Origin of the sequence: Rhizobium sp. NLR16a, assembly GCF_017948245.1 — a bacterium.
Classification (GTDB): domain Bacteria; phylum Pseudomonadota; class Alphaproteobacteria; order Rhizobiales; family Rhizobiaceae; genus Rhizobium.
In genome coordinates this window covers 1,461,365-1,486,480 of record NZ_CP072865.1, presented here as the reverse complement: position 1 = coordinate 1,486,480, position 25,116 = coordinate 1,461,365, and the positions used below count along the sequence as shown (strand labels likewise).

26 protein-coding genes and 1 riboswitch are annotated in these 25,116 nt (G+C 60.6%); of the genes, 8 read left to right on the top strand and 18 right to left on the bottom strand.

The genetic code is table 11. From position 1 onward, the window contains the following. Positions 1–186: 186 nt before the first annotated feature. Positions 187–1,626: an FAD-binding oxidoreductase gene (locus J7U39_RS07075; RefSeq protein WP_210631103.1), complete on the bottom strand. Its 1,440-nt coding sequence runs from the start codon at positions 1,624–1,626 to the stop codon at positions 187–189. A 240-nt stretch (positions 1,627–1,866) separates the two neighbouring features. On the opposite strand from J7U39_RS07075, the gene J7U39_RS07070 reads away from it, so the two are divergent. After that, positions 1,867–4,179, top strand: a complete 2,313-nt coding sequence (locus J7U39_RS07070) for an NADP-dependent malic enzyme (protein ID WP_210631102.1) — start codon at positions 1,867–1,869, stop codon at positions 4,177–4,179. 79 nt (positions 4,180–4,258) lie between these two features. Here J7U39_RS07070 and J7U39_RS07065 read toward each other — a convergent pair whose 3' ends face one another. The 6 genes from J7U39_RS07065 to J7U39_RS07040 are packed head-to-tail and all read right to left on the bottom strand — an operon-like array spanning position 4,259 to position 9,099. Further along, entirely contained in the window at positions 4,259–5,116 is an 858-nt protein-coding gene (locus J7U39_RS07065; RefSeq protein ID WP_210631101.1) for a transporter substrate-binding domain-containing protein, read from the bottom strand. A 34-nt stretch (positions 5,117–5,150) separates the two neighbouring features. Next, positions 5,151–5,918, bottom strand: coding sequence for an ATP-binding cassette domain-containing protein (locus tag J7U39_RS07060; protein WP_210631100.1), 768 nt, complete (start codon positions 5,916–5,918; stop codon positions 5,151–5,153). Then, positions 5,915–6,655, bottom strand: coding sequence for an ABC transporter permease (locus tag J7U39_RS07055; RefSeq protein ID WP_210631099.1), 741 nt, complete (start codon positions 6,653–6,655; stop codon positions 5,915–5,917). The genes J7U39_RS07060 and J7U39_RS07055 overlap by 4 nt, the downstream gene beginning before the upstream one ends. Beyond that, positions 6,655–7,374, bottom strand: a complete 720-nt coding sequence (locus J7U39_RS07050; RefSeq protein ID WP_210631098.1) for an ABC transporter permease subunit — start codon at positions 7,372–7,374, stop codon at positions 6,655–6,657. The genes J7U39_RS07055 and J7U39_RS07050 overlap by 1 nt, the downstream gene beginning before the upstream one ends. Beyond that, positions 7,371–7,682 carry a hypothetical protein gene (locus J7U39_RS07045; protein ID WP_210631097.1) on the bottom strand — a complete coding sequence of 104 codons (312 nt, stop codon included), beginning with the start codon at positions 7,680–7,682 and terminating at the stop codon, positions 7,371–7,373. The genes J7U39_RS07050 and J7U39_RS07045 overlap by 4 nt, the downstream gene beginning before the upstream one ends. Further along, positions 7,675–9,099: a M20 family metallopeptidase gene (locus tag J7U39_RS07040; protein WP_210631096.1), complete on the bottom strand. Its 1,425-nt coding sequence runs from the start codon at positions 9,097–9,099 to the stop codon at positions 7,675–7,677. The genes J7U39_RS07045 and J7U39_RS07040 overlap by 8 nt, the downstream gene beginning before the upstream one ends. Before the next feature lie 175 nt (positions 9,100–9,274). Between J7U39_RS07040 and J7U39_RS07035 the strand changes: the two genes are divergently transcribed. Continuing rightward, the gene (locus tag J7U39_RS07035) at positions 9,275–9,916 is read left to right on the top strand and encodes a GntR family transcriptional regulator (protein ID WP_210631095.1); all 642 of its coding nucleotides are present in this window, start codon (positions 9,275–9,277) and stop codon (positions 9,914–9,916) included. 171 nt (positions 9,917–10,087) lie between these two features. Here J7U39_RS07035 and J7U39_RS07030 read toward each other — a convergent pair whose 3' ends face one another. Continuing rightward, the gene (locus J7U39_RS07030) at positions 10,088–10,618 is read right to left on the bottom strand and encodes a ribonuclease H (protein ID WP_210631094.1); all 531 of its coding nucleotides are present in this window, start codon (positions 10,616–10,618) and stop codon (positions 10,088–10,090) included. A 151-nt stretch (positions 10,619–10,769) separates the two neighbouring features. Here J7U39_RS07030 and J7U39_RS07025 point away from each other — a divergent pair, with 151 nt between their 5' ends. Further along, entirely contained in the window at positions 10,770–11,366 is a 597-nt protein-coding gene (locus J7U39_RS07025) for a demethoxyubiquinone hydroxylase family protein (RefSeq protein ID WP_210631093.1), read from the top strand. 102 nt (positions 11,367–11,468) lie between these two features. Here J7U39_RS07025 and J7U39_RS07020 read toward each other — a convergent pair whose 3' ends face one another. From J7U39_RS07020 to J7U39_RS07010, 3 genes are all read right to left on the bottom strand, one after another. Then, positions 11,469–11,840 carry a VOC family protein gene (locus J7U39_RS07020; RefSeq protein WP_210631092.1) on the bottom strand — a complete coding sequence of 124 codons (372 nt, stop codon included), beginning with the start codon at positions 11,838–11,840 and terminating at the stop codon, positions 11,469–11,471. A 79-nt stretch (positions 11,841–11,919) separates the two neighbouring features. Then, entirely contained in the window at positions 11,920–13,155 is a 1,236-nt protein-coding gene (locus J7U39_RS07015) for a DUF6596 domain-containing protein (RefSeq protein ID WP_210631091.1), read from the bottom strand. Further along, positions 13,152–13,514 (bottom strand): YciI family protein, encoded by a 363-nt coding sequence (locus tag J7U39_RS07010; protein WP_210631090.1) that lies wholly within the window; start codon positions 13,512–13,514, stop codon positions 13,152–13,154. Before J7U39_RS07010 ends, J7U39_RS07015 begins: the two co-directional genes overlap by 4 nt. Before the next feature lie 259 nt (positions 13,515–13,773). On the opposite strand from J7U39_RS07010, the gene J7U39_RS07005 reads away from it, so the two are divergent. After that, positions 13,774–14,871 carry a DUF2865 domain-containing protein gene (locus tag J7U39_RS07005; RefSeq protein ID WP_210631089.1) on the top strand — a complete coding sequence of 366 codons (1,098 nt, stop codon included), beginning with the start codon at positions 13,774–13,776 and terminating at the stop codon, positions 14,869–14,871. Positions 14,872–14,874: 3 nt separating this feature from the next. On the opposite strand, the gene bluB is transcribed toward J7U39_RS07005, so the two are convergent. Continuing rightward, positions 14,875–15,564, bottom strand: a complete 690-nt coding sequence (bluB, locus tag J7U39_RS07000) for a 5,6-dimethylbenzimidazole synthase (RefSeq protein ID WP_210631088.1) — start codon at positions 15,562–15,564, stop codon at positions 14,875–14,877. Between the two features lie 41 nt (positions 15,565–15,605). After that, positions 15,606–15,793: riboswitch (cobalamin riboswitch) on the bottom strand. A gap of 321 nt (positions 15,794–16,114) precedes the next feature. On the opposite strand from bluB, the gene J7U39_RS06995 reads away from it, so the two are divergent. The 3 genes from J7U39_RS06995 (at position 16,115) to J7U39_RS06985 (ending at position 20,031) form a co-directional block, all read left to right on the top strand. Beyond that, on the top strand, positions 16,115–17,992 hold the full coding sequence (locus tag J7U39_RS06995) for a HAMP domain-containing methyl-accepting chemotaxis protein (RefSeq protein WP_210631614.1): 1,878 nt from the start codon (positions 16,115–16,117) through the stop codon (positions 17,990–17,992). A gap of 58 nt (positions 17,993–18,050) precedes the next feature. Further along, positions 18,051–18,632, top strand: a complete 582-nt coding sequence (locus tag J7U39_RS06990) for a hypothetical protein (protein ID WP_210631087.1) — start codon at positions 18,051–18,053, stop codon at positions 18,630–18,632. Between the two features lie 331 nt (positions 18,633–18,963). Further along, positions 18,964–20,031: a 3-deoxy-7-phosphoheptulonate synthase gene (locus tag J7U39_RS06985; RefSeq protein ID WP_210631086.1), complete on the top strand. Its 1,068-nt coding sequence runs from the start codon at positions 18,964–18,966 to the stop codon at positions 20,029–20,031. A gap of 49 nt (positions 20,032–20,080) precedes the next feature. On the opposite strand, the gene J7U39_RS06980 is transcribed toward J7U39_RS06985, so the two are convergent. The 5 genes from J7U39_RS06980 to J7U39_RS06960 all read right to left on the bottom strand — a co-directional run bounded on the left by J7U39_RS06980 (position 20,081) and on the right by J7U39_RS06960 (position 23,798). Continuing rightward, positions 20,081–20,227, bottom strand: a complete 147-nt coding sequence (locus tag J7U39_RS06980) for a hypothetical protein (RefSeq protein ID WP_210631722.1) — start codon at positions 20,225–20,227, stop codon at positions 20,081–20,083. Beyond that, entirely contained in the window at positions 20,224–20,625 is a 402-nt protein-coding gene (locus tag J7U39_RS06975; RefSeq protein WP_210631085.1) for a hypothetical protein, read from the bottom strand. The genes J7U39_RS06980 and J7U39_RS06975 overlap by 4 nt, the downstream gene beginning before the upstream one ends. A gap of 31 nt (positions 20,626–20,656) precedes the next feature. Then, positions 20,657–21,187: a hypothetical protein gene (locus J7U39_RS06970; protein ID WP_210631084.1), complete on the bottom strand. Its 531-nt coding sequence runs from the start codon at positions 21,185–21,187 to the stop codon at positions 20,657–20,659. A gap of 74 nt (positions 21,188–21,261) precedes the next feature. After that, positions 21,262–22,092 carry a PD40 domain-containing protein gene (locus J7U39_RS06965; protein WP_210631083.1) on the bottom strand — a complete coding sequence of 277 codons (831 nt, stop codon included), beginning with the start codon at positions 22,090–22,092 and terminating at the stop codon, positions 21,262–21,264. 26 nt (positions 22,093–22,118) lie between these two features. Then, positions 22,119–23,798 (bottom strand): NAD+ synthase, encoded by a 1,680-nt coding sequence (locus J7U39_RS06960; protein WP_210631082.1) that lies wholly within the window; start codon positions 23,796–23,798, stop codon positions 22,119–22,121. A 189-nt stretch (positions 23,799–23,987) separates the two neighbouring features. On the opposite strand from J7U39_RS06960, the gene J7U39_RS06955 reads away from it, so the two are divergent. Beyond that, positions 23,988–24,518, top strand: coding sequence for a DUF1003 domain-containing protein (locus J7U39_RS06955; protein WP_210631081.1), 531 nt, complete (start codon positions 23,988–23,990; stop codon positions 24,516–24,518). A gap of 17 nt (positions 24,519–24,535) precedes the next feature. Here J7U39_RS06955 and J7U39_RS06950 read toward each other — a convergent pair whose 3' ends face one another. Next, complete coding sequence (locus J7U39_RS06950) at positions 24,536–24,937, bottom strand: GFA family protein (RefSeq protein WP_210631080.1); 402 nt, start codon at positions 24,935–24,937, stop codon at positions 24,536–24,538. Positions 24,938–25,116: the final 179 nt, after the last annotated feature.

Below are 25,116 nucleotides of genomic sequence, written 5' to 3'. Positions count from 1 at the left end.
AAGCTGCCAGCGCTTGAAGTGCGGCAGCCTAATTTCGCAAACCTGTCGCAAAGGCCTGTCTCCTGCGACAAGAAGCGTTCCAATTGAGGTACAGCGTCGACATTGGTGGCTTGCCAATCACCTGCCTCCATCGGTCCAATACTCGTGCCTGACCAGACCGCTTGAGCCGACGCGCGTCGCGGCCCGTCACGCAGCCCGCACGGCCGCCATCGGCTTCACATTCTGGTTCATCCGGAACAGATTGTTCGGATCGTAGCGCAGCTTGATTTCGGAAAGGCGCGCATAATTGGCCCCGTAAGCCATTTCGACCCGATCGGTCTCGTCCTCCGGCATGAAGTTGATGTAGGCAGTACCCACAGCATGCGGTTTGGTTGCCTCAAAGAGTTCGCGTGCCCAGCCGATGCAGTTTCCGTCCATCTCGGATTCCCGCCAGCGTGCATGGACATTCATGACAAAATGCGAACTGCGCTGTGGAAATGCTGTGGCTTCGGTCGGCACGCGGCCGGCGGCGCCGCCGACATGGCCGATGAATATTTCGCATTCCGGCCCTGGCAACTTCCGCACGGCATTGGTGAGAACCTCGATCGCCGCATCGGAGAGGGAGGCGAAATCCTGGCTCTTCCAGTAGTTACGGGCGCCGGGCGTTAGAAGCGGGTCGAATGCCTGCTGCCAGCCGATGAATGGCATCGGGCCGACGATGTCGGCGATCGGCTTTCCGATCCCACGCAATCTCGCCGCCGCCTTTTCGCCCGCCGCCATGTCCCCGCAATAACACATGGCGAGCACCACGATTTCCTTGCCGTGCCATTCGGCCGGCAGGAACGGCAGCGGCGGCGCCTGGCGCATCACCACCCAGCAGGTCAGCTCGTCGGGTGCTGTTTCCAGCGCCTCGCGATACTCTCTGAGAACTTTTTCCGCATCGGCGAAGGGATGCACCACCAGTCCGGCGAAAACTTCGGGATGGAGCGGGTTGAGCTGGAATTCGAAGGAGGTCACGACGCCGAAATTGCCGCCGCCGCCGCGCAGGGCCCAGAACAGGTCCGGCCGCTCGGTCTCGCTCGCCTTCACCAGTTCGCCATCGGCCGTCACCACATCCACCGAAATCAGATTGTCGAGGGTTAGCCCGAATTTCCGGGTGAGCCAGCCGAAACCGCCGCCGAGCGTCAGGCCGGCTATGCCGGTCGTGGAATTGATGCCGGTCGGCAGCACCAGCCCGAAAGCCATCGTTTCCTTGTCGACGTCGCCGAGCGTAGCGCCCGGCTCGATCCTGGCGCGGCGCGTCTCGGGATCGACCCGCACGGACTTCATTGGCGACAGGTCGATGACAACACCACCCTCGCAGACGGCATTGCCGGCAATGCCGTGCCCGCCGCCGCGCACCGAAACGAGCAGATTGTTATCGCGCGCAAGACGCACCGCGCGCACGACATCAGCTGCCCCTGCGCAGCGCGCAATCAGCCCCGGCCGGCGATCGATCATCGCATTCCAGATCGCCCGCGCCTCGCCGTAATTCACGTCGTTGCTGGTCAGGAGACTGCCGCGAAAACCGGCGGCAAACGCATCCATGGCCACGTCATTGACCATCGTCTGACCCCGCTGCAGGGTCGTGAGGTTCAAATTGTCCATGATTTCCTCCATGCGACCGGCGCCCCGCACCGTCGCGGCCAGCATCTTGCGCTCGCAGGGGGCGTCAAACAAGTTTTCCAAAAGGATTAGTACTGGCGATGCCGATACTCGGCCGGCCTGCGGCGTCGTGGGACACGCCCGTCTCGCGAAAACTTCTTCCAGCCCTCATTTCCATACTGTCGCCCGTATCCGATTGATGTATGGAGGGAACTCCAGAAAAAGACGTGCACGGAGGCGGCAATGGATCACCAGGATAAATCCAAGACGGACAAGAACCTGCCGGGCGGCGATCTCGACGAGCAGGCGCTCTTCTTCCATCGCTATCCCCGCCCCGGCAAGCTGGAGATCCAGGCGACCAAGCCGCTCGGTAACCAGCGCGATCTCGCGCTCGCCTATTCGCCGGGTGTCGCCGCCCCCTGCCTTGCCATCCGGGACAACCCGGAAATGGCAGCCGAATATACCTCGCGCGCCAATCTCGTCGCCGTGATTTCCAACGGCACCGCCGTGCTCGGACTCGGCAATATCGGGCCGCTGGCTTCGAAGCCGGTCATGGAGGGCAAGGCCGTGCTCTTCAAGAAATTCGCCGGTATCGACGTCTTCGACATCGAGATCGACGCCGCGAGCGTCGAACAGATGGTCTCGACCGTTTCCTCGCTGGAGCCGACCTTCGGCGGCATCAACCTTGAAGACATCAAGGCGCCGGAATGTTTCGAGGTCGAGCGGCGCCTGCGCGAGAAGATGAAAATCCCGGTCTTCCACGACGACCAGCACGGCACCGCGATCATCGTTGCCGCCGCGATCCTGAACGGGCTGGAACTCGCCGGCAAGGCGATCGATAACGTCAAGATCGTCGCCTCGGGCGCGGGTGCGGCCGCCCTTGCTTGCCTCAATCTGCTGGTGACGCTCGGCGCCAAGCGCGAAAATATCTGGGTCCACGATATCGAAGGCCTCGTCTATGAGGGCCGCACCGAACTGATGGACGAATGGAAGTCCGTCTATGCCCAGAAGAGCGACACGCGCACGCTCGCCGAAAATATCGGCGGCGCCGATGTCTTCCTCGGTCTCTCGGCCGCCGGCGTCCTGAAGCCGGAGCTGCTGGCGCAGATGGCCGACAAGCCGCTGATCATGGCGCTCGCCAATCCCACGCCGGAGATCATGCCGGATCTCGCCCGCGCTGCCCGCCCCGACGCAATGATCTGCACCGGCCGCTCGGACTTCGCCAACCAGGTCAACAACGTCCTCTGCTTCCCCTACATCTTCCGCGGCGCGCTCGATTGCGGCGCCGAGACGATCAACGAGGAAATGAAGATGGCCGCCGTGCGCGCCATCGCAGCGCTTGCCCGCGAAGAACCCTCCGATGTCGCTGCTCGCGCCTATTCCGGCGAGACCCCGGTCTTCGGCCCCGACTATCTGATCCCTTCCCCCTTCGATCCGCGCCTCATCCTGCGCATCGCCCCTGCCGTCGCCAAGGCCGCCGAACAGAGCGGCGTCGCGCGCCGCCCGATCCAGGATTTCGACGCCTACCTCGATCAGTTGAACCGCTTCGTCTTCCGCTCCGGCTTCGTCATGAAGCCGATCTTCACTGCGGCAAAGGCCGCCGAGCGCAAGCGCGTCATCTTCTCCGAAGGCGAGGATGAGCGCGTGCTGCGCGCCGCCCAGGTGCTGCTTGAGGAAGGCTTGGCCAAACCGATTCTGATCGGCCGCCCGCAGGTCATCGAGACACGCCTCAAGCGCTACGGTCTGCGCATCCGGCCACTGCAGGATTTCGAGGTCATCAACCCGGAAGACGATCCGCGCTTCCGCGAATATGTCGATCTCTATTTCTCGCTCGTCGGCCGCCGCGGCGTCATTCCGGAAGCCGCCCGCACCATCGTGCGCACCAACACGACCGTCATTGGCGCGCTGGCGCTGAGGCGCGGCGAGGCCGATGCGCTGATCTGCGGCCTGGAAGGCCGCTACGAAAAGCACCTCCGCGACGTCCGCCAGATCATCGGCAAGCGCAAGAATGTCCGCGATTTCTCGGCCCTCAGCTTGATGATCTCGCAGCGCGGCGCCACCTTCTTCACCGACACTTACGTGACCTTCAACCCGAGCGCAGAAGAGGTCGCCGAGGCTACGGTGATGGCGGCCGAGGAAATTCGCCGCTTCGGCATCACGCCGCGCGCCGCCCTCGTCTCGCATTCCAATTTCGGCTCGCGCGAATCCGAAAGTGCGACCAAGATGCGCAACGCCCTGCAACTCATTCGTGAAACCGCGCCCGATCTTGAAGTCGACGGCGAAATGCACGGCGAAAGCGCCATCACCGAAGCGCTGCGCAAGCGGGTCATGCCGGATACGACGCTGCATGACGAGGCGAACTTGCTCGTCTTCCCGAACCTCGACGCCGCCAACATTACCTTCGGCGTGGTGAAGTCGATGACAGACGGACTGCATGTCGGCCCGATCCTGCTCGGCGCCGCCCTGCCCGCTCACATTCTTGCTCCCTCGGTCACTTCCCGCGGCGTCGTCAACATGGCCGCACTCGCCGTCGTCGAGGCATCGCAGCCGGCATAAGCCGGCTTTGCGACCAGGAGATTCACGGATAACCAGCACTCGCCGAGATATTTCGCAAGTGCTGGCATCCTGCCGCGTTTTACCTCGGCGTTACGTCAAAGCCGAACCACTTCTGCGATAGCTTGACGATCGTGCCGTCCGCCTTGGCTGCTGCGATCGCGTCATTGAACATGGCTTTCAGTTTGATATCCTCCTTACGCAAACCAACCGAGCTGCCTCGCCCGAGCATGCCGCCCTGGAAACGAGGGCCTGTGACGATCAAGTCCTCGTTGCCCGGCTTTGCCGCCGCTGTCGAGAGATATGCCATCGACGCCATGACGAGGTCGATACGACCGGCCTTCAGATCGAGATCGTGCTGTTCCGTCGTCTTGTACTCACGGATATCGACGACGCCCTTCAAATATTTGTCGAGGAAGGTCGCGGCGATCGATGCAGTCTGCACGCCGATTGTCTTGCCCTTGAGCAACGGCTCGAGCTGCTTCAGCGCAGCGACAGCGCCGGCCTCGTCCGTTGCGAGCGAAAACACCTTGCCCTTCAAAGGCAGAGTGGCAAGCGGGGAGTCTTTCAATGTCGCAAAGGTCTGCCCGGTCGTGCCGTAGGAATCACTGAAGGCAATGACCTCCTCACGCTTGGCGGTTGCAGACATCCCCGAAATGATTGCGTCGAACTTTCCGGCATTCAGGGCCGGGATCATACCGTCAAAAGGCTGGATCACGGTCGTGCATTCGACCTTCATATGGGCGCAAAAATACTTGATCAGCTCGATTTCGTAACCATCCAGGCTACCGTCTGCCTTGGTGAAGTTCCACGGCCGAAACGCCCCCTCGGTCGCAATCGTCACATGTGTCCAGTTCTTCTCCTCGGTGCGTGCCGCCGTGGAAACGGCTAAGGTGGCGACCATAGTGATCGCGGCCATGATTGCGGTCAGGTATTTCATACTTGAGTTCCCCTTCTTGATTGAGCCTGATGAACTATTGATTGATGAACTGGCGGAAGCGCTCCGACTTCGAATTCGAGAAGACATCCTGAGGTTTGCCCTCTTCCTCGACCAGACCCTTGTGTAAAAAGACAACGCGGCTGGAGACGTCGCGCGCAAATCCCATCTCATGTGTGACGACCAGCATGGTGCGCCCTTCCTCTGCCAAGGCGCGCATGACGCGCAGAACCTCTCCCACAAGCTCCGGATCGAGCGCCGATGTCGGCTCATCGAAGAGCATCACCTTTGGATGCATGGCGAGCGCGCGGGCAATGGCGGCGCGCTGCTGCTGGCCGCCGGAAAGATGAGCGGGATAGCAATTGCGTTTATCGGCGATGCCGACTTTAGCGAGCAAAGCTTCAGCTTCCTCGATGCATTCGGCGCGTGAACGGCGCTGAACATGGATCGGCGCCTCGATAAGGTTTTCCAGGACCGTCTTGTGAGACCAGAGATTGAAACTCTGGAACACCATGCCGAGCTGAGAGCGGATACGGTCGACCTGCCATCGATCCGTCGCCCGGTGTGCGCCTCCGGCACTGCGCTGCATCGAGATCGTTTCGCCGGCAACGGTCACTTCACCGGAATCCGGCGTTTCCAGCAGATTGATGCAACGCAGGAACGTCGATTTCCCGGAGCCGGACGAACCGACAATGGAGACGACATCGCCTTCCAAAGCATCAAGGGAGATGCCCTTGATGACTTGTACAGGCCCGAAGCTCTTGTGCATGTCGCGCACGCTGAGGGCGATCGGTGTAGTTGTCATCGATGTTCTCCTGCAGGGGTCGCCACAACGGCATTCTCTCGGTTGACGGGAGGAGGCGCGCGCAAATGCGGGCTAAGCCTGTACTCGGCGAATTGAATGAGACGCGTCAGCAAGAAATTGAGGGCGAGATAGATGGCCCCGGAGACAACGAAGACCTCGATTGCCCGGTAGGTCTCGGAGATGATCTTCGCGGCAACTCCGGTTACCTCCATCAGCGTAATGATCGAGGCAAGCGATGTCGCCTTGACCATCGAGATCATCTCGTTGCCGTATCCGGGCAATGCCTGTCGGATTGCCAGCGGCAGGACGATCCGGCGAAACATCAGAAAACGGTTCATGCCGCAGGCGCGGGCAGCCTCGACTTGACCGTGCGGTACCGAGAGCATGCCGCCGCGAATGATCTCGCTGGCGTAGGCCGCGGTATTCAAGGTCAGCGCCAGAACCGCGCACCAGTAAGGATCGCGGAGAAACGGCCAGAAGACGCTGTGCCGTATGGCTGGAAACTGACCGAGACCATAATAGATGAGAAATATCTGCACCAAGAGCGGCGTGCCGCGGAAGACAAAGACATAGAGCCGCGCGAACCAGTCCAGCGCTGCCACACAGGAGAGGCGGGCAAGCGCCAGCAGCATCGCCAGAATGGCCCCAAGGCAGATCGACGTCACGGCAAGCTCGAGCGTCAGCGGAATTGCGAAGACCAGGCTCAGAAATGTTTCCTGGAGAAAGGGCCAGTCCATCACGCCCTCCTCACGCCGCGCGACAGGCGCCGCTCCGCCTGCCGGATGACGAGGCTCGAAACTGTCGAGATCATCAGGTAGATCGCGCCGGCCATCAGGTAGAAATCGAATGGAAGCCCGGTCGACCCCGCGCCGACCTGGGCCTGGCGCAGGAGCTCGGCAACACCGGTGATCGATACCAGTGCCGACTCCTTCAGGACGACCTGCCAGACATTGCCGAGACCGGGAAGCGCGTGACGTAGGGTCAGCGGCGCAACGATCCGCCGCAGACGAAGCCAGCGCGGCATGCCGCAGGCGATAGCCGCCTCGATCTCACCCGGATGGACCGCCTTGAAACCACCTCGCAGCACTTCCGTGAACTGAGCGCCGGAGGTGACGCCCACGGCGAGGGAGCCGGCAAGAAAGCCCGGAAAGCCGAGGAAACCTTCGGCGCCGAAAAGCCGGCCCACCGCCGTAACCACGGCGCTACCGCCGAAATAGAAGAGATAGATGACCAGCAGATCGGGAATGCCCCGCAGCACCGTTGTATAAGCGTCGGCGACTGCGCGAGCAAAGCCGTTACCTGCAATCTTGGCCCATGCCCCAAGCGTCCCAATACAGGCGCCGACGGCATAGCCGGCGATTGCAACAAGGATGGTCATCCACGCTCCGGCTAGAAGAGCATGGCCCCAGCCATCCGGACCGAAGCCGGCAAGCTCGAAAAAACCAGGCTGGCTCATGTTGCTGCCCCGGAAGAGCATGTTTTTGCAGGAACTGACATTGTCATAGCGTGGCTGGTCGACTGAACGACGCCGACCGTCTTGCCTTTGAGGGCTTCGCCGATTCCGGCAATCACCGGATCGGCCTTGGACTTGTCGTTCAAATTCGGCCGTTCGCCGAGCATCGGCAGAGGAGACACCGGCCGGTCCTTCAGATGCAGAAAGCTCTCGAGCTCCTCCCGCGTTCCGGACAATTTCACCCGACGGGCAAACTCGCGGATAAGCGCTGTCAGGCGTTCACGATCGGGCTGCAAGTCCTGGTTAGGCATCAGCCTGCTCCGGCAATGGCGGCTCAACGTCATCCGGGATCGGATTGATGAAAGGCGTACGCTCCAGACGCGCCCTGTGATCGGCCTTGGCAGCTTCGATCAATCCGGGGTTACCGATGAGATCGGCGGCCGTGCTCGCCATCACCTTGGCCGCGTGTTCGGTTCCCTTGTGGGCAGCCGGCAGCTTCCCTTGCGCAACCAGCTGCCAGGAATGTCCTGGCGTTCCGACAGCATAGGTAGCTCCTCGCATCTGCACGGTCGGCACCACCCAGCTGACGGTCCCGACATCGGTGGAACCGACCAATGTGCCGTCACCGGCATTCAACGGAAAAATCTCCTCGCAGAGCGGCTGGTCCTCCTTCGGTTTCAGCGCGAAACGACCATAGGACGCTGCGATATCCTCTGCATTGAAGGTCTGCTGGAACTTGCGGGCCATTTCTCGATCCGCGTCATCGAACACGGGCGGGCCAAGGCGCTGCAGATGCGAGAACATGCATTCTTCGAGTGGTGTATTGCCGACGAGGTTGGCGTCGCCGCTGACGATTTCACTGCGGACGGCCGTCTCGGTCATCAGAGCCGCACCTTCGGCAACCTTCTTGACGCGGGCGACCAGAGACAGGAGTTCCGGCAAGGTCCTCGCGCGGACGAGATAGCGTACCGTCGCGCGCGCCTGCACGACGTTAGGCGCCCCGCCGCCCGCATCAGTGATAGCATAGTGGATGCGCGCGGTCGAAGGCATGTGCTCGCGCATATAGTTGACGCCGACATTCATAAGCTCCACCGCATCGAGAGCGCTACGGCCGAGATGCGGTGTGGCGGAGGCATGCGATGCGCGGCCCGAAAAATGGAAATTGATCTCATTGCAGGCGAGCGAAATGGGGTTATTGACCCCGGCAAAGGCTGCCGGATGCCAGGAGATCGCGATATCGACGTCGTTGAAAACGCCGGCGCGCACCATGAAGCCCTTCGAAGAGCCGCCTTCCTCGGCCGGGCATCCGTAATAGCGCACCCTTCCCTTCAAGCCGCTTTCGGCCAGGAAATCCTTGACCGCGGCGGCAGCGAGCATGGATCCGGCTCCGAGCATGTTATGGCCACAGCCATGACCATTGCCGCCGTCGACCAAGGGGCGCTGCTCGGCAATACCGGCCTCCTGGCTCAGTCCCGGCAGCGCGTCGAACTCGCCAAGAATTGCAATGACCGGGCCACCCTCGCCTGCCTCTCCCATGACTGCTGTCGGCAGACCGGCAATGCCGCGCTCGACACGAAAGCCTTCCCTTTCCAGCATGCGGGCGTGCTCTTCGGCGGACTGATATTCGAGGTAATTGGTCTCGGGAATATCCCAGATGCGATCACTCAACTCGAAGAACGACGCGCTCTTTCTCTCGACTATTTCCCAAACCGCATCGGAGTTCTGCATGGATTTACAACCCGCCTCGTATAATGGTAATCAAATTGGCGCCAATTTTATGCTCCAATTGAGTCGGACACGCAAGCCATGAGCAGGAATATTTTTCGACGCTGTCAATCGGCCTCGTTGTTGGCCGGGGGAGAGCTATGATAGTCATCGCCGAAATCGGGCTGGGGAGAACTGCATGAATTCGCTGGAAAGCGGAGCGATGGCGCAAGCACAAGAGCTGCAAACCTCCGATGTGACCGAACTCATTCTCCAGGATATCCTTGCCGGCCGTCTCCCGCCTGGAACCTGGTTGAAGCAGATCGATCTCGAAAGGCGGTATAACTGTACGCGACCCGAGGTCCGCAGAGCTCTCGACAGATTGGTGCAGAAGCGACTGGTGGAGCATGTCCCCAATCGAGGTTATCATGTCCATGAGCAAGACGGGCGCCGCGCCCAGGAGGTCAGCGACATTCGCGTCATCCTCGAAGTCGCCGTCAGCGACCGCATCATCGCGAATGCGAGCGAGACGGATATTGCGAACTTGCGGGTTCTAGCTTCACGCTTCGACGATCTGGTGCTGAACGGCACCATGCTTGAACTTTACGAAGCCAATCTCGCCTTCCACCGCCATCTGCTTGCTCTCGCAGGCAACCAGGAACTCGTGGAACTGATCACGGAGATTCGGCAGCGGACATCCTCTGCGCCGGTGTCGCAGTGGCGAACGCGCGCCCGCATCGAGCAATCCGGTCGCGAACATCAGCAGATGGTCGATGCGATAGAGAGACGCGACACCGATGGTCTGATGGAGCTGACGCGCAGGCACATTCTTCAAGCTTGATCGGCCTCGATGACGCGGCAGCTGTTGCTGGGACTTGGGATAACCGGAAATCGCTGGAGGGTGCATTTTTCGCCACCTCCGGCATGACCTCGTGGCTTTTATGCAATGGAACCGCCTGGAGTTTTGGCGCCGTGCCATCTCAACCATCCGCAGCCAGTTGATATCCCCATATCATGCACCTCGTACCGACAGCCGCCCTCCATACGCAAGCTCATCCGCGCGTTCGTTGCCGGCTATGCCGGAATGGCCCTTGCACCAGGCAATGGTCACCAGGGCGTTCTGCGAGAATTGAAGATCGACCGCTTTCCAGAGTTCCGCATTAGCGATCGTCCGGCTTCGGGCGTTCCCATTCGGACTGCTTTTCTTCCAGCCGTTATTCTTCCAAATGTGCCGCCTGTCGTTGCAGCCTTTGACGGCATAGATCGAATCCGACCAGATGGTCGCGGCTTCGCCCGTTGCTTCGCTATTGATCCACATGATTGCCTTCAAGACGGCGGTCAATACCATCGAATTATTGGCGGAATCACGCATACCGCCGAAGCTGGACGCGATTTCCGCAGCCTCGCGATAGGCGACGAAGGCCCAGCCTCCGTGCCCGGAACCGGGGTCATAACAACCGTCCACAAAGACGTGGAGACCGTGGCTATTCGGTATTCCGGCCGTCGTTGTGGGGGAGCCTAGCTCATTGGAAATGCCCGCCATTTTCGCCTTCGCTGCGCCCCGCCCGGACCGGCGCGATTTGCGACGGCCACCCGAAGCCGACATTGGAATTGAACGTTCCCTTGTGTCAACTATTGACGACCGTGGGGCCGACAGCGCCTACTGCCGATTGGAAACTGTGAGGGGCAGCGCCATGGACAATCCGTTGAGCAGGGCCGGCAAGCGGGATCATGCCGTAACCGTTCGCCGTATTCTCAAGGTCAATCACGCCGGCGAATTCGGCGCAATTCGCATCTACGGGGCACAGATCTGGATGGCCCGTCGGCTGTTTCCTGAGATCGGGCCCGCACTTCGCGAAATGCGGGACGACGAGATCGAGCATTGCCGCCTGTTTCGCGACGCGATGCCATCCAGGAATGCCAAGCCATGTCGCGTCATGGCATTCTGGAGCCTCGGCGGTTATCTGCTCGGTTTCCTGACGGCCCTCGGCGGGCGTAACATGGTCTGGGTCTGCACCGAGGCGGTTGAAAGCACAGTTCACCGCCATCTCGAAGATCAATTGATCTTCCTCAAGAGCCGCGATCCACAGCTTCACGGCCTCATCGCTTCGATCCAAGAAGAGGAGTTGGCGCATCTCAGGGAGGCCGAGAGGAACCAGACGAAACGCGGCATCGGCCGCGCCCTGCTTCTGCCAGTCATCGCCGCGCTCACGGACCTGATGATCTGGCTCTCGACATGGGGAGACTCAAGCTGGATGCGTGCCGAAATAGCCCGCTCCAAGGGTGTTTGATGGTCTGGCAGCCGCTTCTGGCGCCATTCAGTCATCACCGGTCTTGGCCCAAAGCAGGCATTGCTCTGGGCCAAAGGGCTCAATGGTCTGGAGACGGCGAAGTCAGTTCTTCGCAGGTGGCTTGGGAGGCTCGGCCAGGTTGATCCGGTTGCCCTCACCGTCGAATATCTGAGCCACGAGCCCAAAGTCGCCTTCGATTTTGTTGGCGAGTTGCAAGCCCTGACGCGAAAGCCTTTCGAGCTCAACCTCGAGCTCGCGGACGACGATCGTTATGATCCCGTTGCCGGCGCGTTTGTCATCCTTCCAGACCTGCAGGCCGGCCCCGCCCATGTTACGCCACTGAGCCATGCCCGCTATCGGTTTGCTATCTGCGGGGCGTCCCATGAGCTTTTCATACCAGATGAGCGCCTCGTCAAAGTTGGAAACGGTGGCGGAGGCGAAGATGCTCTGGACAGTTATTGAAGTGGTGGTCATGTTGTACTCCTTGTTGGACAAATGGATGTCGTGCAGGAGTTCTCGATTTCGACAGGCCGCGCAAAAAAGCTTGCGGTCATCACAAAACTTTTGAGCGCTGTTCTTCGAGGTGGCGCCGTTCTGCCTCCGACCAACACAATCCGATAGCGACCGTGAAAGCTTCCGCCGCCTCGACATGCCTGCCTAGCTCGGCGCAAATCTGCGCGCGGGCCGTCCAGTACGGCAGGTAGTCGGCCATTCGCGGATCGCCGGCAAGCGCATGTATGTCACCAAGAGCCGCGTCTGCCTGCCCTATCCGCACGAGAGCCACGGACCGATTGAGCGTCACGACGGGCGACGGAGCAATCCTGCCCAGCACGTCATAGAGGGAAACGACGTCCTGCCAGTTTGAGATGCCGCTCAAACGGCGCGCGACATGGGCAGATTGGATGGCCGCCTCTATCTGGTAGCGGCCAGTCGGACCCTTTGCGTTGGCTTCTCGCAGGAGACCCTCGGCGAGGCGCAATTGATCGTGATCCCAAAGTCCGACATCCTGGCTATCCAGCGGTACGAATGCACCGTCGGGGGCCCTGCGGGATGATCGCCGCGCCTCCGTATAAAGCATCAGCGCAAGAAGACCTTTCGGCTCCGGCTCATGCGGAAGCAGGGATACAACCACGCTTGCAAGCCAGATTGCCTCTTGTCCAAGCGCTTCCGCCCTGTCGATGTCCATCCACCCGCTGGTATAGGCGGCGTAGATGGAGGCGAGTATCGGCGGCAGCCGGTGCGATAGTTCCTCCTTTTCCGGCACGAGGAACGGAATTTTCCCATCCCTGATCCTCGCCTTGGCTCTTACGAGCCTCTGGCCCATGGCCCTCGGAGAGACGAGAAACCGCGCGGCGATGTCTGCAGCGGTCAGGCCCAGCACGGTCTGGAGGATCAGCGGCGTTCGCGCGGAGGCATCGATGCCAGGATGTGCGCAGGCAAACATGAGCGCCAGTCGCCTGTCCGCAATTTCCTCATCCATTTCCGCCGCTGCCGAGAGTTCCTCGGCGATGAGGGTAAGACGATCGGCGCTCTTCGCCTTCACTTTGTCCTTGCGCCAGTCGTCGAGCTCGCGCCTGCGCGCGATCGTCAACAGCCAGGCACCGGGGTTATCGGGCACGCCATCGACAGGCCATTTTTCGAGAGCCGTGAGGAACGCAGTCGCGAGCGCATCCTCGGCGGACGCGATATCACCCAAGCGCGCGCCAAGATAGGCGACGAGGCGACCATAGCTCTCGCGCGCCACTCGCTCTGCTACACCTCGGGCAACGGTGGAACCCGAAACCGTCATCCTGCATGTTCCGACGCATCCCTGATGCGACGAACCTCAACCGTTCCCCAGGACGCAGCAGGGCAGCGCGCCGCCCATTTGTTGGCTTCGTCCATATCGGCAACGTCTATGATAAAGTACCCACCGAACTGTTCGCGAACATCCGCATAAGGGCCGTCCAGAACACTGACGTCATTCCCTTGAACGCGAACGACACTCGCCTCAGAGGAACCGACCAGGGCATTGCTGGAGACGAATGCTGCCGCTTTCTCCAGCGCTTGCTGATAGGCATACATCTGGCCCATGAAGCGCGCCATGTCCTCGGGCGCTATGGACTTCCCGGCAGCTTCGTCCGCATGCAGCATCAGCATGTAGCGCATTTGCTTTATCCCCAGTGAAAACCAATCCCCAGCAGGAGCGAGCTGGGAGAATAACAATTCGGATGAAGAAGGGAACTGCTGTTAACGGCTGCAGTGTCCGTCGCCGGGGCAACGCTGTTGCCCGCATCTTCTGGATAAAATCCCGAAAATGCGCTAGGAATTGATCCAAGCTTATTAAGAGAAATACCTTAAGAGACAAGGTACGGCGAATGGACGCCACCTTTGACCGATCGACACTTTCTCACTTCCGGACGATGCCGTGAAACGCCGAAACCTGTCTCTTGCTCTTGTGCTTGCGCTGGCATCGCCGGCTGCCGCACAGAGCAGCGCCGTCTGCAACGACCTGCGTGGTCGCCTGGCCGACCTACCACGATCGATCGGCAACAATAACGGGCAGGAAGCGCGCCAATATGCCAGCGCAATCGCCGAGCAGAACCTCGAGCTGCGCAAGGTCCGCAACGATCTGCGCAGCTATGGCTGCACCTCGGGTAGCATGGTGGTGATCGGCGGCGAGAATGCCGATTTTTGCGCCGAGCTTTCTGATGCCGAAGCCCGGATGGTCGACAATATCCGTTATCTCCAGGATCAGCGCGACGAGTTGCGCAGCCAGGCCGGCGATGACGACGCGCGCCGGGAATTGACGGCGGCCCTCGAACGCAATGGTTGCAGCAGCGACAATTTCTATGCCCCGACCGAGCGCAGCGCCAGCGATCCTGCCCCAAGCGTCGAGGAACAGGCGATGCGCACCGACACCTTCATCCCGCTTGGCGGCGGTGAAGAGGCCGATCCATTTTACGGCCTGCCGAGGGCCGAAATGTTTTCGCCGGTCAGCACCATTTGCGTTCGCAGCTGCGACGGCGGCTTCTTCCCGATCAGCTCGAACACCACCTCGGTCGATTTCGGCCGCGATGCGCAGACCTGCGCCAAGATGTGCCCCGGCATCGAGACCGAGCTCTTCTATCGCGACGTGACCAGCACCGAAGCCTCGAACATGATCTCGGTCGCAACAGGCGCGCCCTATAGCGCCATGAAGAACGCCTTTGCCTACAAGAACCGCGCTCCCGGCGAGAAAAATACCTGCGCCTGCAATCTGACCGCCTATTACGAGGAGATGCGCGGCAAGCAGACCCTGGGCGAACCGCCGCAGCAGGGCTCGATCACGACGGTCCGCACCAATCCGCCGGCGAAAGATACTGCGGCAGCAGCAGTCCCGCCGCAGCCATCCGTTCCCGAACGTCCCTACGACCCCACGCAGAACAAGGTCCGTCAGGTCGGCCCGCAATTCCTTGCTGGCGACCAGGGCTCGATCGACCTTGCCAATCCGGCGACGCCGGGCCCGCAACCACAACAGCAGTAATTGCTAAGGGTCGTTGCGTCCCCATCCGTCGTGGAAAACCAGTTCCTCGAGCGGCAGCCGCTGCCGCCAGCCTTTGACCGAGAGTTCCGGTTCATCATAAAGCCGATCGACAAAGCCGGCGCATAGCCAGGCGACCACCTCGATATGCTCGGGTATGCCGAGAATTGATTTCAGGTCGCCTTCACGAAAGATGCTGACCCAGCCGATGCCGACCCCTTCGGCGCGGGCCGCAAGCCAGAGGTTCTGGATGGCGCAAACGGTCGAATAGGAATCCATCCGCGGATTGTGCGTCCGTCCCAGCACCACGCTGCCGCCGCGAGTGGGATCGCAGGTCACGCATATGCCGAGCGGCGCCTCCACGATGCCTTCGAGCTTGAGGGACCGATAGGCCTGCCGCCGCTCGCCTTCGAACATCGACGCCGCCTCTTCGTTGGCCTTGGCAAAGGCGTCGCGCACGCGCGCACGGACAGCTGGACTATTCACCAGAATGAAATTCCATGGCTGCATGAAGCCGACCGACGGCGCATGATGGGCGGCTGTCAGGAGCCGCGCCACGACGTCGTCGGGCAACGGATCGGGCAGGAACTGGCTGCGCACGTCACGCCGCGTCATGATCGCGTGATACACGGCTTCGCGCTCGGCCAGCGAAAAACCGGACGCCGCCGAAAGGGCATCCGCAGCAAAGGGTCGCATCGTCAAATCCCCAACAACGCAACCGCCCGCCGTCCGCGCGGGTTGGGTCTATCTCGCCAGGCCGGTCTTCTGACTTGGCTTCATCCATCTGCCGCAGCCTTCCCGGCAAAAGCCAGTGGCGCGATGAAGCGGCAGACGTCGGCCTTACAGCGTTGGGCACGTTCCGGCCTTGCACCGGATTCCCGATTCTCCCGCCTGGACGGCGGGCACCTGACGCCGCATCTATTTCAGGAAAACGACGCGGCGGCAAGTGCACGCAGACCGAACCTGAAACCAGGCTGCATATGGCTGATCGAGGGGCGGATCACCGGGCAGACACCCCCCTCCTCGGCGATCTTTTGGTCGCAGGAGGAAACAGCCTCTGTGTGCCCGCCCATCCTCCTCTACTTTATGATTTATTCACACATCAAATCCACACTGCCTTTGCGCGTTTTGGGTCGCAAACTCCGACATGGGCATGAGCGCTCGTGATGTGACCGTCAGCGTCGATGCCGCGCTGATGTGCCGGTCGCGAAGATGGTCGACCGAGCCGCAATTCCAGGCTCCACGGATGTTCCAATTCTTGAAAACGATGCCCCTGACAGCCAAGCTGGCGGCGATTATCGTTGCCGTCAATCTCTGCGGCATTTCCGCCTTGGCCACCTATACATGGATGTATGAAACCCGGGCGCTGGTTGATGGCGCCCACGCAAATTGGTCCAAGGATGCGGAGCAGTTTGCATCTCTGGCCGCCGGCGGCGTCAAATGGGGCAAGGCGAACGCCGTTCGCGAGGCTTATTCGCTGTATCGTGACGATCCCTCGCTCGATCTTGTGCAATTTGCCGCATTCAACGCAGAGCTCGCTGCCGTCGACAGCTGGACCCGCGACGGCGTTTCCGGTTTGCCAACGCCGGCCGACCTGGCGACCCGCCTCAGCGCAAAACCCGACAAAACGACGATCAATGACAGCGGAATGTCCGCCGGTTTGGTCACGATTATCGCGCCGCTGCCGCTGGACAAGTCGGGCAAGACAACCGGCTACATCGTCACGAACTGGTCTGTCGAAAAAATCACTTCCGAAGTCCGCCAGAAGGTCCTCGTTTCGCTGCTCACGCAGTCCGCCATCACCGTTCTCGCCGTCATCGCTTTCCTCCTCGCCATGCGCAGCCTCGTTGGCAGGCCGCTCAGGATCCTCAGCAAACGAATTGGCGCGCTGCAGAATGGCGACCTCGCCTCCTCCGTTGCCTACAAGGAGAATGGCGACGAAATCGGCTTCCTCGCCCGTGCGCTGGAGGTCTTCCGTCACGAGGCGATCGCAAAGGTCGAAAGAGAGCAAGTCACTGCCGAGCAGACCGCCTCGTTCGACGCCGAACGGGCCCGCAACGCATTGCTGACGGAAGAAGCCGGCAACAGGCAACGGCTGGTGATGACCACTCTTGCGAACGCATTGGAAAGACTGGCCGCCGGCGACTTCTCGATCCAGCTTGCCGATCTCGGCCCTGAATTCGATAAATTGCGGCAGGACTTCAACAACATGGTCCAGGCCGTCGCAGCCGCGCTGACAGAGATAAAGATCGCTTCCGTCGCGGTTGAGGGCGGATCGAGCGAGCTGGCTTCCTCCGCAGATCAGCTGGCCAAACGGACCGAACAGCAGGCGGCAGCACTGGAACAGACCGCTGCGGCACTAGATGAAGTGACGACGACAGTCAAAACATCGTCGCAGCGGGCTGAAAATGCTGGACAATTGGTCGAGGAAACCAAGCGAGGTGCTCACGTCTCGGCGACGGTGGTGCGCGACGCGATCGGCGCGATGGACCGGATCCAAACCTCCTCCAGTCAGATCGGCCGCATCATCGGCGTCATCGACGAAATCGCATTCCAGACGAATCTGCTGGCGCTGAATGCCGGCGTCGAGGCCGCACGCGCCGGCGAGGCCGGCAAGGGATTTGCGGTTGTCGCACAGGAGGTTCGTGAACTCGCCCAGCGCTCGGCAAATGCGGCAAAGGAAATCAAGAACCTGATCAACGTTTCCGGCCAAGAGGTTGCTGCCGGCGTCGGGCTGGTGAACGAGACTGGCGACGCTCTCCTGAAGATCGAGGAGCAGATCAACCGCATCAGCGACAGCATCGCTACCCTCGTTCAGTCCTATCGCGAGCAGGCGACCGGTCTGCAGGAAATCAACGGCGCGATCAACCAGATGGATCATGCGACGCAGCAGAACGCGGCCATGGTCGAAGAAACGAACGCGGCCTGCCAAGAGCTGCTGTCGCAGGGACGCCGGCTGCAGGATTCGGCCGGCCGGTTCCTCGTCGGCGCATCCTTGGCGAGTCAGCCCAGGCCGGTCCAGCCGAGCGCCAGTCAATCTCGTCCGGAAACCAGAACCGTCGTGCCGCGGCTTGCAGGAAATGCAGCCGTTGCCGCTTCTCCCGGTGCCTGGGAGGAGTTCTGACGCCGCCCCCCCGACGAGACTTTATTTTTCAGCAACTGATCACAGGAAGGGAACAGTTATGAAGAGAGTTGTGACCGCATTGCTTTTCACCTCTGCCGCTATCGTCGCGCCCATGAGCGTATCGATGGCTGAGGATGCCAAGCTTGCCCCTATCGCCGACTACGTGAAGAGCGACGTGAAGCCCTGGCTGAACGATCCCGCCATCATCGAGGCCATCAAGGCGCAGGACACTGCGAACGCCAAGCTGAGCGAAGCCGACATCGACGCTCTCGACAAGAAATGGCGTGGCGAGGTCGACGGTTCCGACCATTCCATGATCGATGGCGTGCTTGGCAATCAGCTGTCGAAATTCCTTCAGGCGAAGAAAGAAGCGTCTGGCGGCAAGATTACCGAGATCTTTGTCATGGACGCAAAAGGGCTGAATGTCGGTCAAAGCGACGTCACCTCCGACTACTGGCAGGGCGACGAGGCGAAATTCCAGAAGTCCTTCGGCGCCGGCAAGGATGCCGTCTTTGTCGACGAGATCGAAAAGGACGAATCGACCCAGACACTGCAGTCGCAGGCAAGCATCACGATCTCGGACGAAGCGGGAACGCCGATCGGCGCGGTCACCGTCGGCGTGAACGTCGACGCCCTCTGATTGCGGCATGCGCATTTTTCGCGCGAATTATAGACCATATGGCCCGGAAGTGGACGCTTCCGGGCCATAGGCTTTGCCTCCCGAACCAGGAAGCCGCTCCCTTGAACGGTGATTTCAGCTTGCAAATTTTGCGTGACAATGGACGGCGGCGACGCTACATACGCGCCATGTCCACGACTTCAATCTACGCCTCGCGATTTTATTCGTACCGCTGCTCTCAGCGGATGCGGGTCCGTGCGTAACTGAATTCGACGCGACGACCACCCGAACAGCCGCTAGTCTACCTGGCGGCTTTTTTGTCCGCACGGTATGACCAAACAGGAGCCATGCCGTGTCCGATACCATCGATGATCTGCGTATCCTCGAGATCACTCCGCTGACCAAACCCGCCGATATCATTGCGGAAATCCCCCGAACCGCTTCAGTCAGCGAGACGGTGACCAGCAATCGCAATGCCATCCACCAGATTCTCAAGGGTGAAGACGACCGCCTGATCGTCGTCATCGGCCCCTGCTCCATCCACGATCCGGTTGCCGCGCGCGAATATGCCTCGCGGCTGACCGAGCAGCGACAGCGCTTCTCAAGCGATCTGGAAATCGTCATGCGCGTCTATTTCGAAAAGCCCCGCACCACCGTGGGCTGGAAAGGCTTGATGAACGACCCGCATCTCGACGGCAGCTACCGTATCGAGGAAGGGCTGAGAATAGCGAGACGCCTGCTGCTCGACACCAACGCGATGGGCCTTCCCGCCGGCGTCGAATTCCTTGAGACGATCACGCCGCAATACATTGCCGACCTCGTCAGCTGGGGCGCGATTGGCGCGCGCACGACCGAGAGCCAGATCCACCGCCAGCTCGCCTCCGGCCTCTCCTGTCCGATCGGCTTCAAGAACGGCACCGACGGCGGCGCACGCGTCGCGCTCGACGCGATCCTGGCCGCTTCACAGCCGCATCACTTCCCGGCCGTCACCAAGGACGGCCAGGCGGCCATCGCTTCGACAAAGGGCAACGAGGACTGCCACATCATCCTGCGCGGCGGCAGGCGCCCGAATTATGAGGCGGCTGATGTCGAAGCGGTTGTCGGCGAAGCCGTCAAGCTTGGCGTCGATCCCCGCATCCTCATCGACGCCAGCCATGCCAACAGCAGCAAGGACCCGATGAACCAGCCACGGGTGGTCAAGGACGTCGCCGGACAGATCGCCGCCGGCAATCGCCACATCAAGGGCATGATGATCGAAAGCAACCTCATCGCCGGCCGCCAGGATCTCGTGCCCGGCAAACCGCTAGTCTACGGCCAGTCGATCACCGACGGCTGCATCGACTGGGATATGTCGGTGACGACGCTGGAAGACCTGGCGCAATCCGCCCGCGAGCGGCGCAAGGCAGCCGTCGCAGCCTGACAGACAGCATCAAGCGCGGCGGGCAGATATCCCGCCGCCCATTCACAGGTCAATCTTCGTCCAAAAGACGCTGGCCCTCATCGGTCCAGAAGCCGCCCCATGGTTCCGGTTTGACCAGACCATAGGAAGCCAGCACTTCGACCGCGCCTTCGCCGGCACTCATGGACTTGTGAACCAGCTCGTTTCGACCTTTCACGACGTGCGCCTGTGCAGGCACTTAGAGGCGACGACCATATTATAAGCGGTCACGGTTCGGATAGAGTCGAGATATTCATTCTGGTCATAAACGACGTCACTTAAAAACAAGAGCGCAATCTTGTCCTGTGACTGGAGCATAAGCTCCTCTTCCGGCGAAAGCGGCAGGTCATCGAAAAAGCTCATGGCATTATAATTCCTGAAGTACGTCTCATTACCGCAAGCATATCTTATATCGTTCTGAATATAGAATTTGGCGATGGGAACCGCCATCTGATTTAGATTTTGAGACTCTTGGTATTTTCCGAACAACCGTAGGTATTCCACCGGAAACGCGGCAAAGAGTAAAATAGGACAGCAGGTTATGATGGCTAATGTCCCGAACAATGCAGCGCGCACGATCGACTTCCTTTAATCTCATTGGCGGGACCTATCTGCTCATTACAATATCAGATGGCGAAGCCCTATAGAGAACAACCTGTCCCCACCGCCCCATCATTATCTGACGCCTTGTGGCATGCTGGCGCATCAAGGCTGCTGCCACCGTGAAATGTCGATGGGGAATTTTGAGCGAAAGCTCCCACTCGAAGGTGTCTTGTCCACCCGTACCAGTTGCCAAAGACATTAATAGCTCAAGGAGCCTTTCTGGAGGGGGATACGCGATACCATACAATGTCGCCTCCTTGCCGATGAAGTTGCCTTTAATGACCTTCTCGATCTCTAGGTCGACCCGGATCACCCGTTTCGGATAATCTTTCGGTAGCAGCAATCCGGGATCTCCGATCGCGAGCGATTTCACACGTGCCTCGACCACGACCTTGGCTTTCGCCAACGTGTTGTCACGGCACGGAGCCGTTGCCGCTGCCATACCTGGGAAGCAAGGATCAGGACAAGAATTATCTGCAGGCGCAGCCATGTGGCTAATGTTGAAGGCATCGTCGTGTTTCTCCAGCGCGGCCAATGCCTATTCCAGAAGGGTTGCGTCACCGGCTTAAGGCCACCACCGCCCCATCATCAAATGGCGGTGCGCCGCTTTCAAGATCTCACCGGAAAATACCTGACATAGGCAAACTCATCACCATCCGGTGACCAGCAGGGCACGTTGATCGTGCCCTGCCCGCCGAAAAGCTCGAACAGCGTCTTCAGATTGCCGCCGTCCATATCCATCAGCCGCAGCCGCACGTCGAGGTCGCGCGGATGGTCGAAAACCGATGGGTCGTAGGACAGGATCAGCACCTTGTCATTGCTGGGTGACGGATGGGCGAACCAGTTCCCTTGATCATCCGAAGTCACCTGTTGGAGACCCGTGCCATCGGGGTGGATGCGCCAGATCTGCATCAGCCCGGTGCGGCTGGAGTTGAAATAGATCCATTGCCCGTCGGCGGAATAATCCGGCCCGTCGTTACGGCCCTCGCCATGGGTCAGCCGCGTCTCGACGCCGCCATCGACGGAAATCGTATAGATATCGAAGAGGTGGTCGCGAATGCCGCAATAGGCCAGCTGACGCCCGTCCGGCGACCAGCCGTGCCAGTAGGATGGCTGGTTTTGAGTGACGAGCCGCGGCGTGCCGCCTTCGATCGGCAGGATATAGATCGCTGACTTGCCGAATTCGGTCTTGTCGGAGATGACGATCTCGGTGCCATCAGGCGAGATACCATGGTCATTGTTGCAGTTGACGGCAAAGCCGGTATCGACCTTGACTACCTCGCCGCCATTGAGCGGCAGCCGGAAGAGCAGCCCGTCGCCGTTGAGCAGGAGATAGGAACCATCGGGCGAGAAGTTCGGCGCTTCCACCAGCCTGTCCGTCTGCCAGACCTCGCGAGCCCTGCCCGTCCTGACATTGTAGATCTCGACCGAGCTTCGCATATTGCCTCCCCGATATGTCGATTACGTCAGCGATCGCGGAATCGGTTGGTGATCGGATAGCGCCGGTCGCGGCCGAAGTTCTTCTTGGTGATCTTCACGCCCGGCGCCGATTGCCGGCGCTTGTATTCGGCGAGATAGAGCAGGTGCTCTACCCGGTGAACGGTCGCGACGTCATGGCCGCGCGCGACGATCTCCTCAACCGCCATCTCCTTCTCCACCAGGCACTCGAGAATATCGTCGAGAACGGGATAAGGAGGCAGCGAGTCCTGGTCCTTCTGATCGGGACGCAGCTCGGCCGATGGCGCCTTGTCGATGATATTCTGCGGGATTACCTCGCCCGACGGCCCCAGCGCAGTCGGCGGCACATTCTCGTTGCGCCAGCGCGCCAGCGCATAGACCTGCATCTTGTAGAGGTCCTTGATCGGATTGAAGCCACCGTTCATGTCACCATAGAGCGTGGCGTAGCCGACTGACATTTCCGATTTGTTGCCCGTCGTCACCACCATCGCGCCGAACTTGTTGGAGATCGCCATCAGGATGACGCCGCGCGCGCGGCTCTGCAAGTTCTCCTCGGTGATACCACTCTCTGTACCCTCGAAGAGGTTGGACAGCGCGCTGCTGAATCCGGTTACTGGCTGCTCGATCGGTACGATGTCATAACGGCAACCGAGCGCCTTGGCGCAGTCGGCTGCATCCTTCAGTGAATCTTCCGAGGTGTAGCGATAGGGCAGCATGACCGTTCGCACCCGCTCCTCTCCGAGAGCATCGACCGCGATCGCTGTGCAGATCGCCGAGTCGATGCCGCCGGAAAGGCCGAGAACGACGGTTTTGAAGCCGTTCTTGTTGACGTAGTCGCGGAAGCCGAGCAGGCAGGCGCGGTAATCGGCCTCCTCGCCTTCGGGGATACGCGCCATCGGCCCTTCGGCGCAGTGCCAACCTGCTTCCCGACGTTTCCAGGTCGTCACTGCAAGCGCCGTCTCGAACTGGCTCATCTGGAAGGCGAGCGATTTGTCGGCGTTGAAGGCGAAGCTCGCCCCATCGAACACGAGCTCGTCCTGGCCTCCGAGCTGGGCGGCATAGATCAGCGGCAGGCCGGTCTCCAGCACCTGCTTCAGCACCACCTGATGCCGGATATCCACCTTGCCTCGATAATAGGGAGAACCATTGGGCGACAGCAGTATCTCCGCCCCGCTTTCGGCAAGCGTCTCGCAAACGCCGAGTTCGCCCCAAATATCTTCACAGATCGGAATGCCGAGCCGCACGCCGCGGAAATTCACCGGCCCCGGCATGGCCCCCTGCACGAAGACCCGCTTCTCGTCGAACTCGCCGTAATTCGGCAGATCGACCTTGTCGCGCACCGCGACGACCTTGCCGCCGTCGAGCACGGCAACAGAATTATAGCGCCCCGTCTCGTCCTGCCTGGGGAATCCGATGATGACGCCCGGCCCGCCATCGGCGGTGTCGGCCGCAAGGCTTTCCACCGCGTTCCAGCAGGCGCGGATGAAGGCCGGCTTCAGCACCAGGTCCTCCGGCGGATAGCCGGAGATGAAAAGCTCGGTCAACGCGAGTAGGTGCGCGCCCTCTCGGGTTGCCTCGGCGCGCGCTTCACGTGCCTTGGCAAGATTACCGGCGACATCGCCGACCGTTGGATTGAGCTGGCCGATCGCGATGCGGAAGATATCGGAGAGAGCGTTTTCCTGTGTCATGTCATCTGTTTAGCCTGCGGCTCCCGTTACCGCAACACGTTCGCGGCCAAAGCGTTGCATCGGGCTCACGAATTTTTTGTGAACAGGCGCGCTGAAGGCTTACGGCACCGATGCATTGCAATTTACCGGCGGAGCGGAATACTGACGCGCGAAAGCGGCAACATCGATAACGGTCATCGGAAACAGGCCATGAATAATCTCTCGAATTTCGTGCACCATCATTTCGACAAACCGGCCGAAGAACTCGGCGACACCGAAAAGCGCGTGCTGGCGAAAGCGCACGAGCGCAAGATCATCTCGACCGACGTCAACGCCGCCCTTTCTGCCGAGGCCTCGTTTGGAGAACGTGTCGCCGACAGCATCGCCCGTGTCGGCGGCTCATGGTCATTCATCCTCGGCTTCCTGGCCTTCCTCGTCGTCTGGACGGTGATCAATACCATCGTTTTGGCGAGTGGCGCTTTCGACCCCTACCCCTTCGTCTTCCTGAACCTGATCCTGTCAATGCTCGCCGCCATCCAGGCGCCCATCATCATGATGTCGCAGAACCGCCAGGCCGAGCGCGACCGCTTCGAGGCCGCCAAGGATTACGAAGTCAACCTCAAGGCCGAACTCGAAGTGCTCTCGCTGCATCAGAAGATCGACATGAGCGTGCTGACCGAACTGACGGCGCTGCGCGAAGACGTCGCGCGTCTCACTGCCGCGCTCGCGACCAAGACCTGACGCGAGGCATCCTCACATCAACCAGGCGGATACCTGTCATATTGCGGCAGACCGTCTGATATCTCGTAAAAATCGCCCTTGTCGGCGCAGTAGATATGGTGGCTGAAGGTGAGGCCGCTCGGTTCGTCGAAAGTGCCTGCCATCACCGAGACTTCCGATCGTCCGTCACCCTGCCAGAACAATGCCGAGCCGCAATTCGAGCAGAAGCCGCGCTGCGCCTCTTCGCTGGACCGATACCAGCGGATGGCTTCTGCTCCCTCGATCGAAAGAGAGGCGCGCGGCACGTTGACCGCGGCATAGTAAAATCCCGTCTGCCGGCGGCATTGCGAGCAATGGCAGCCAACCACCGGTCCTGGCTTCGCCGCGATTGAATATCGCACGGCGCCGCAAAGGCAGCCGCCTGTGTTTTGTTCGCGCATGATCGTTCTCTCCTCGCTCCTGGAGAAAGTGCGGCCACTCGGCCCTGCCGTCAAATCCATTCCCCTGAACGAGCGATCAGAAATCTTGAAGGTGCACGCCAAAAGCGGCACTCGCCCAAGCATGGCTGGCGACCCCTCGCTGTTGCCCATCGACCACACCGGCCCATCTCCTATCGTCA

Bases quoted from the DNA above. Each gene is read 5' to 3' on its own strand.
- J7U39_RS06995 (WP_210631614.1), top strand. From the start codon at position 16,115: ATGTTCCAATTCTTGAAAACGATGCCCCTGACAGCCAAGCTGGCGGCG.
- J7U39_RS07030 (WP_210631094.1), bottom strand. From the start codon at position 10,618: ATGGCGGGCATTTCCAATGAGCTAGGCTCCCCCACAACGACGGCCGGA.
- J7U39_RS07070 (WP_210631102.1), top strand. From the start codon at position 1,867: ATGGATCACCAGGATAAATCCAAGACGGACAAGAACCTGCCGGGCGGC.
- J7U39_RS07050 (WP_210631098.1), bottom strand. From the start codon at position 7,374: ATGAGCCAGCCTGGTTTTTTCGAGCTTGCCGGCTTCGGTCCGGATGGC.
- J7U39_RS07025 (WP_210631093.1), top strand. From the start codon at position 10,770: ATGGACAATCCGTTGAGCAGGGCCGGCAAGCGGGATCATGCCGTAACC.
- J7U39_RS06950 (WP_210631080.1), bottom strand. From the start codon at position 24,937: ATGCGCGAACAAAACACAGGCGGCTGCCTTTGCGGCGCCGTGCGATAT.
- J7U39_RS07065 (WP_210631101.1), bottom strand. From the start codon at position 5,116: ATGAAATACCTGACCGCAATCATGGCCGCGATCACTATGGTCGCCACC.
- J7U39_RS07035 (WP_210631095.1), top strand. From the start codon at position 9,275: ATGAATTCGCTGGAAAGCGGAGCGATGGCGCAAGCACAAGAGCTGCAA.
- J7U39_RS06965 (WP_210631083.1), bottom strand. From the start codon at position 22,092: ATGCGAAGCTCGGTCGAGATCTACAATGTCAGGACGGGCAGGGCTCGC.
- J7U39_RS07045 (WP_210631097.1), bottom strand. From the start codon at position 7,682: ATGCCTAACCAGGACTTGCAGCCCGATCGTGAACGCCTGACAGCGCTT.
- J7U39_RS07075 (WP_210631103.1), bottom strand. From the start codon at position 1,626: ATGGACAATTTGAACCTCACGACCCTGCAGCGGGGTCAGACGATGGTC.
- J7U39_RS06960 (WP_210631082.1), bottom strand. From the start codon at position 23,798: ATGACACAGGAAAACGCTCTCTCCGATATCTTCCGCATCGCGATCGGC.
- J7U39_RS07055 (WP_210631099.1), bottom strand. From the start codon at position 6,655: ATGGACTGGCCCTTTCTCCAGGAAACATTTCTGAGCCTGGTCTTCGCA.
- bluB (WP_210631088.1), bottom strand. From the start codon at position 15,564: ATGCGACCCTTTGCTGCGGATGCCCTTTCGGCGGCGTCCGGTTTTTCG.
- J7U39_RS07020 (WP_210631092.1), bottom strand. From the start codon at position 11,840: ATGACCACCACTTCAATAACTGTCCAGAGCATCTTCGCCTCCGCCACC.
- J7U39_RS07010 (WP_210631090.1), bottom strand. From the start codon at position 13,514: ATGCGCTACATGCTGATGCTGCATGCGGACGAAGCTGCCGGGAAGTCC.
- J7U39_RS06955 (WP_210631081.1), top strand. From the start codon at position 23,988: ATGAATAATCTCTCGAATTTCGTGCACCATCATTTCGACAAACCGGCC.
- J7U39_RS07040 (WP_210631096.1), bottom strand. From the start codon at position 9,099: ATGCAGAACTCCGATGCGGTTTGGGAAATAGTCGAGAGAAAGAGCGCG.
- J7U39_RS06990 (WP_210631087.1), top strand. From the start codon at position 18,051: ATGAAGAGAGTTGTGACCGCATTGCTTTTCACCTCTGCCGCTATCGTC.
- J7U39_RS07015 (WP_210631091.1), bottom strand. From the start codon at position 13,155: ATGACGGTTTCGGGTTCCACCGTTGCCCGAGGTGTAGCAGAGCGAGTG.
- J7U39_RS07060 (WP_210631100.1), bottom strand. From the start codon at position 5,918: ATGACAACTACACCGATCGCCCTCAGCGTGCGCGACATGCACAAGAGC.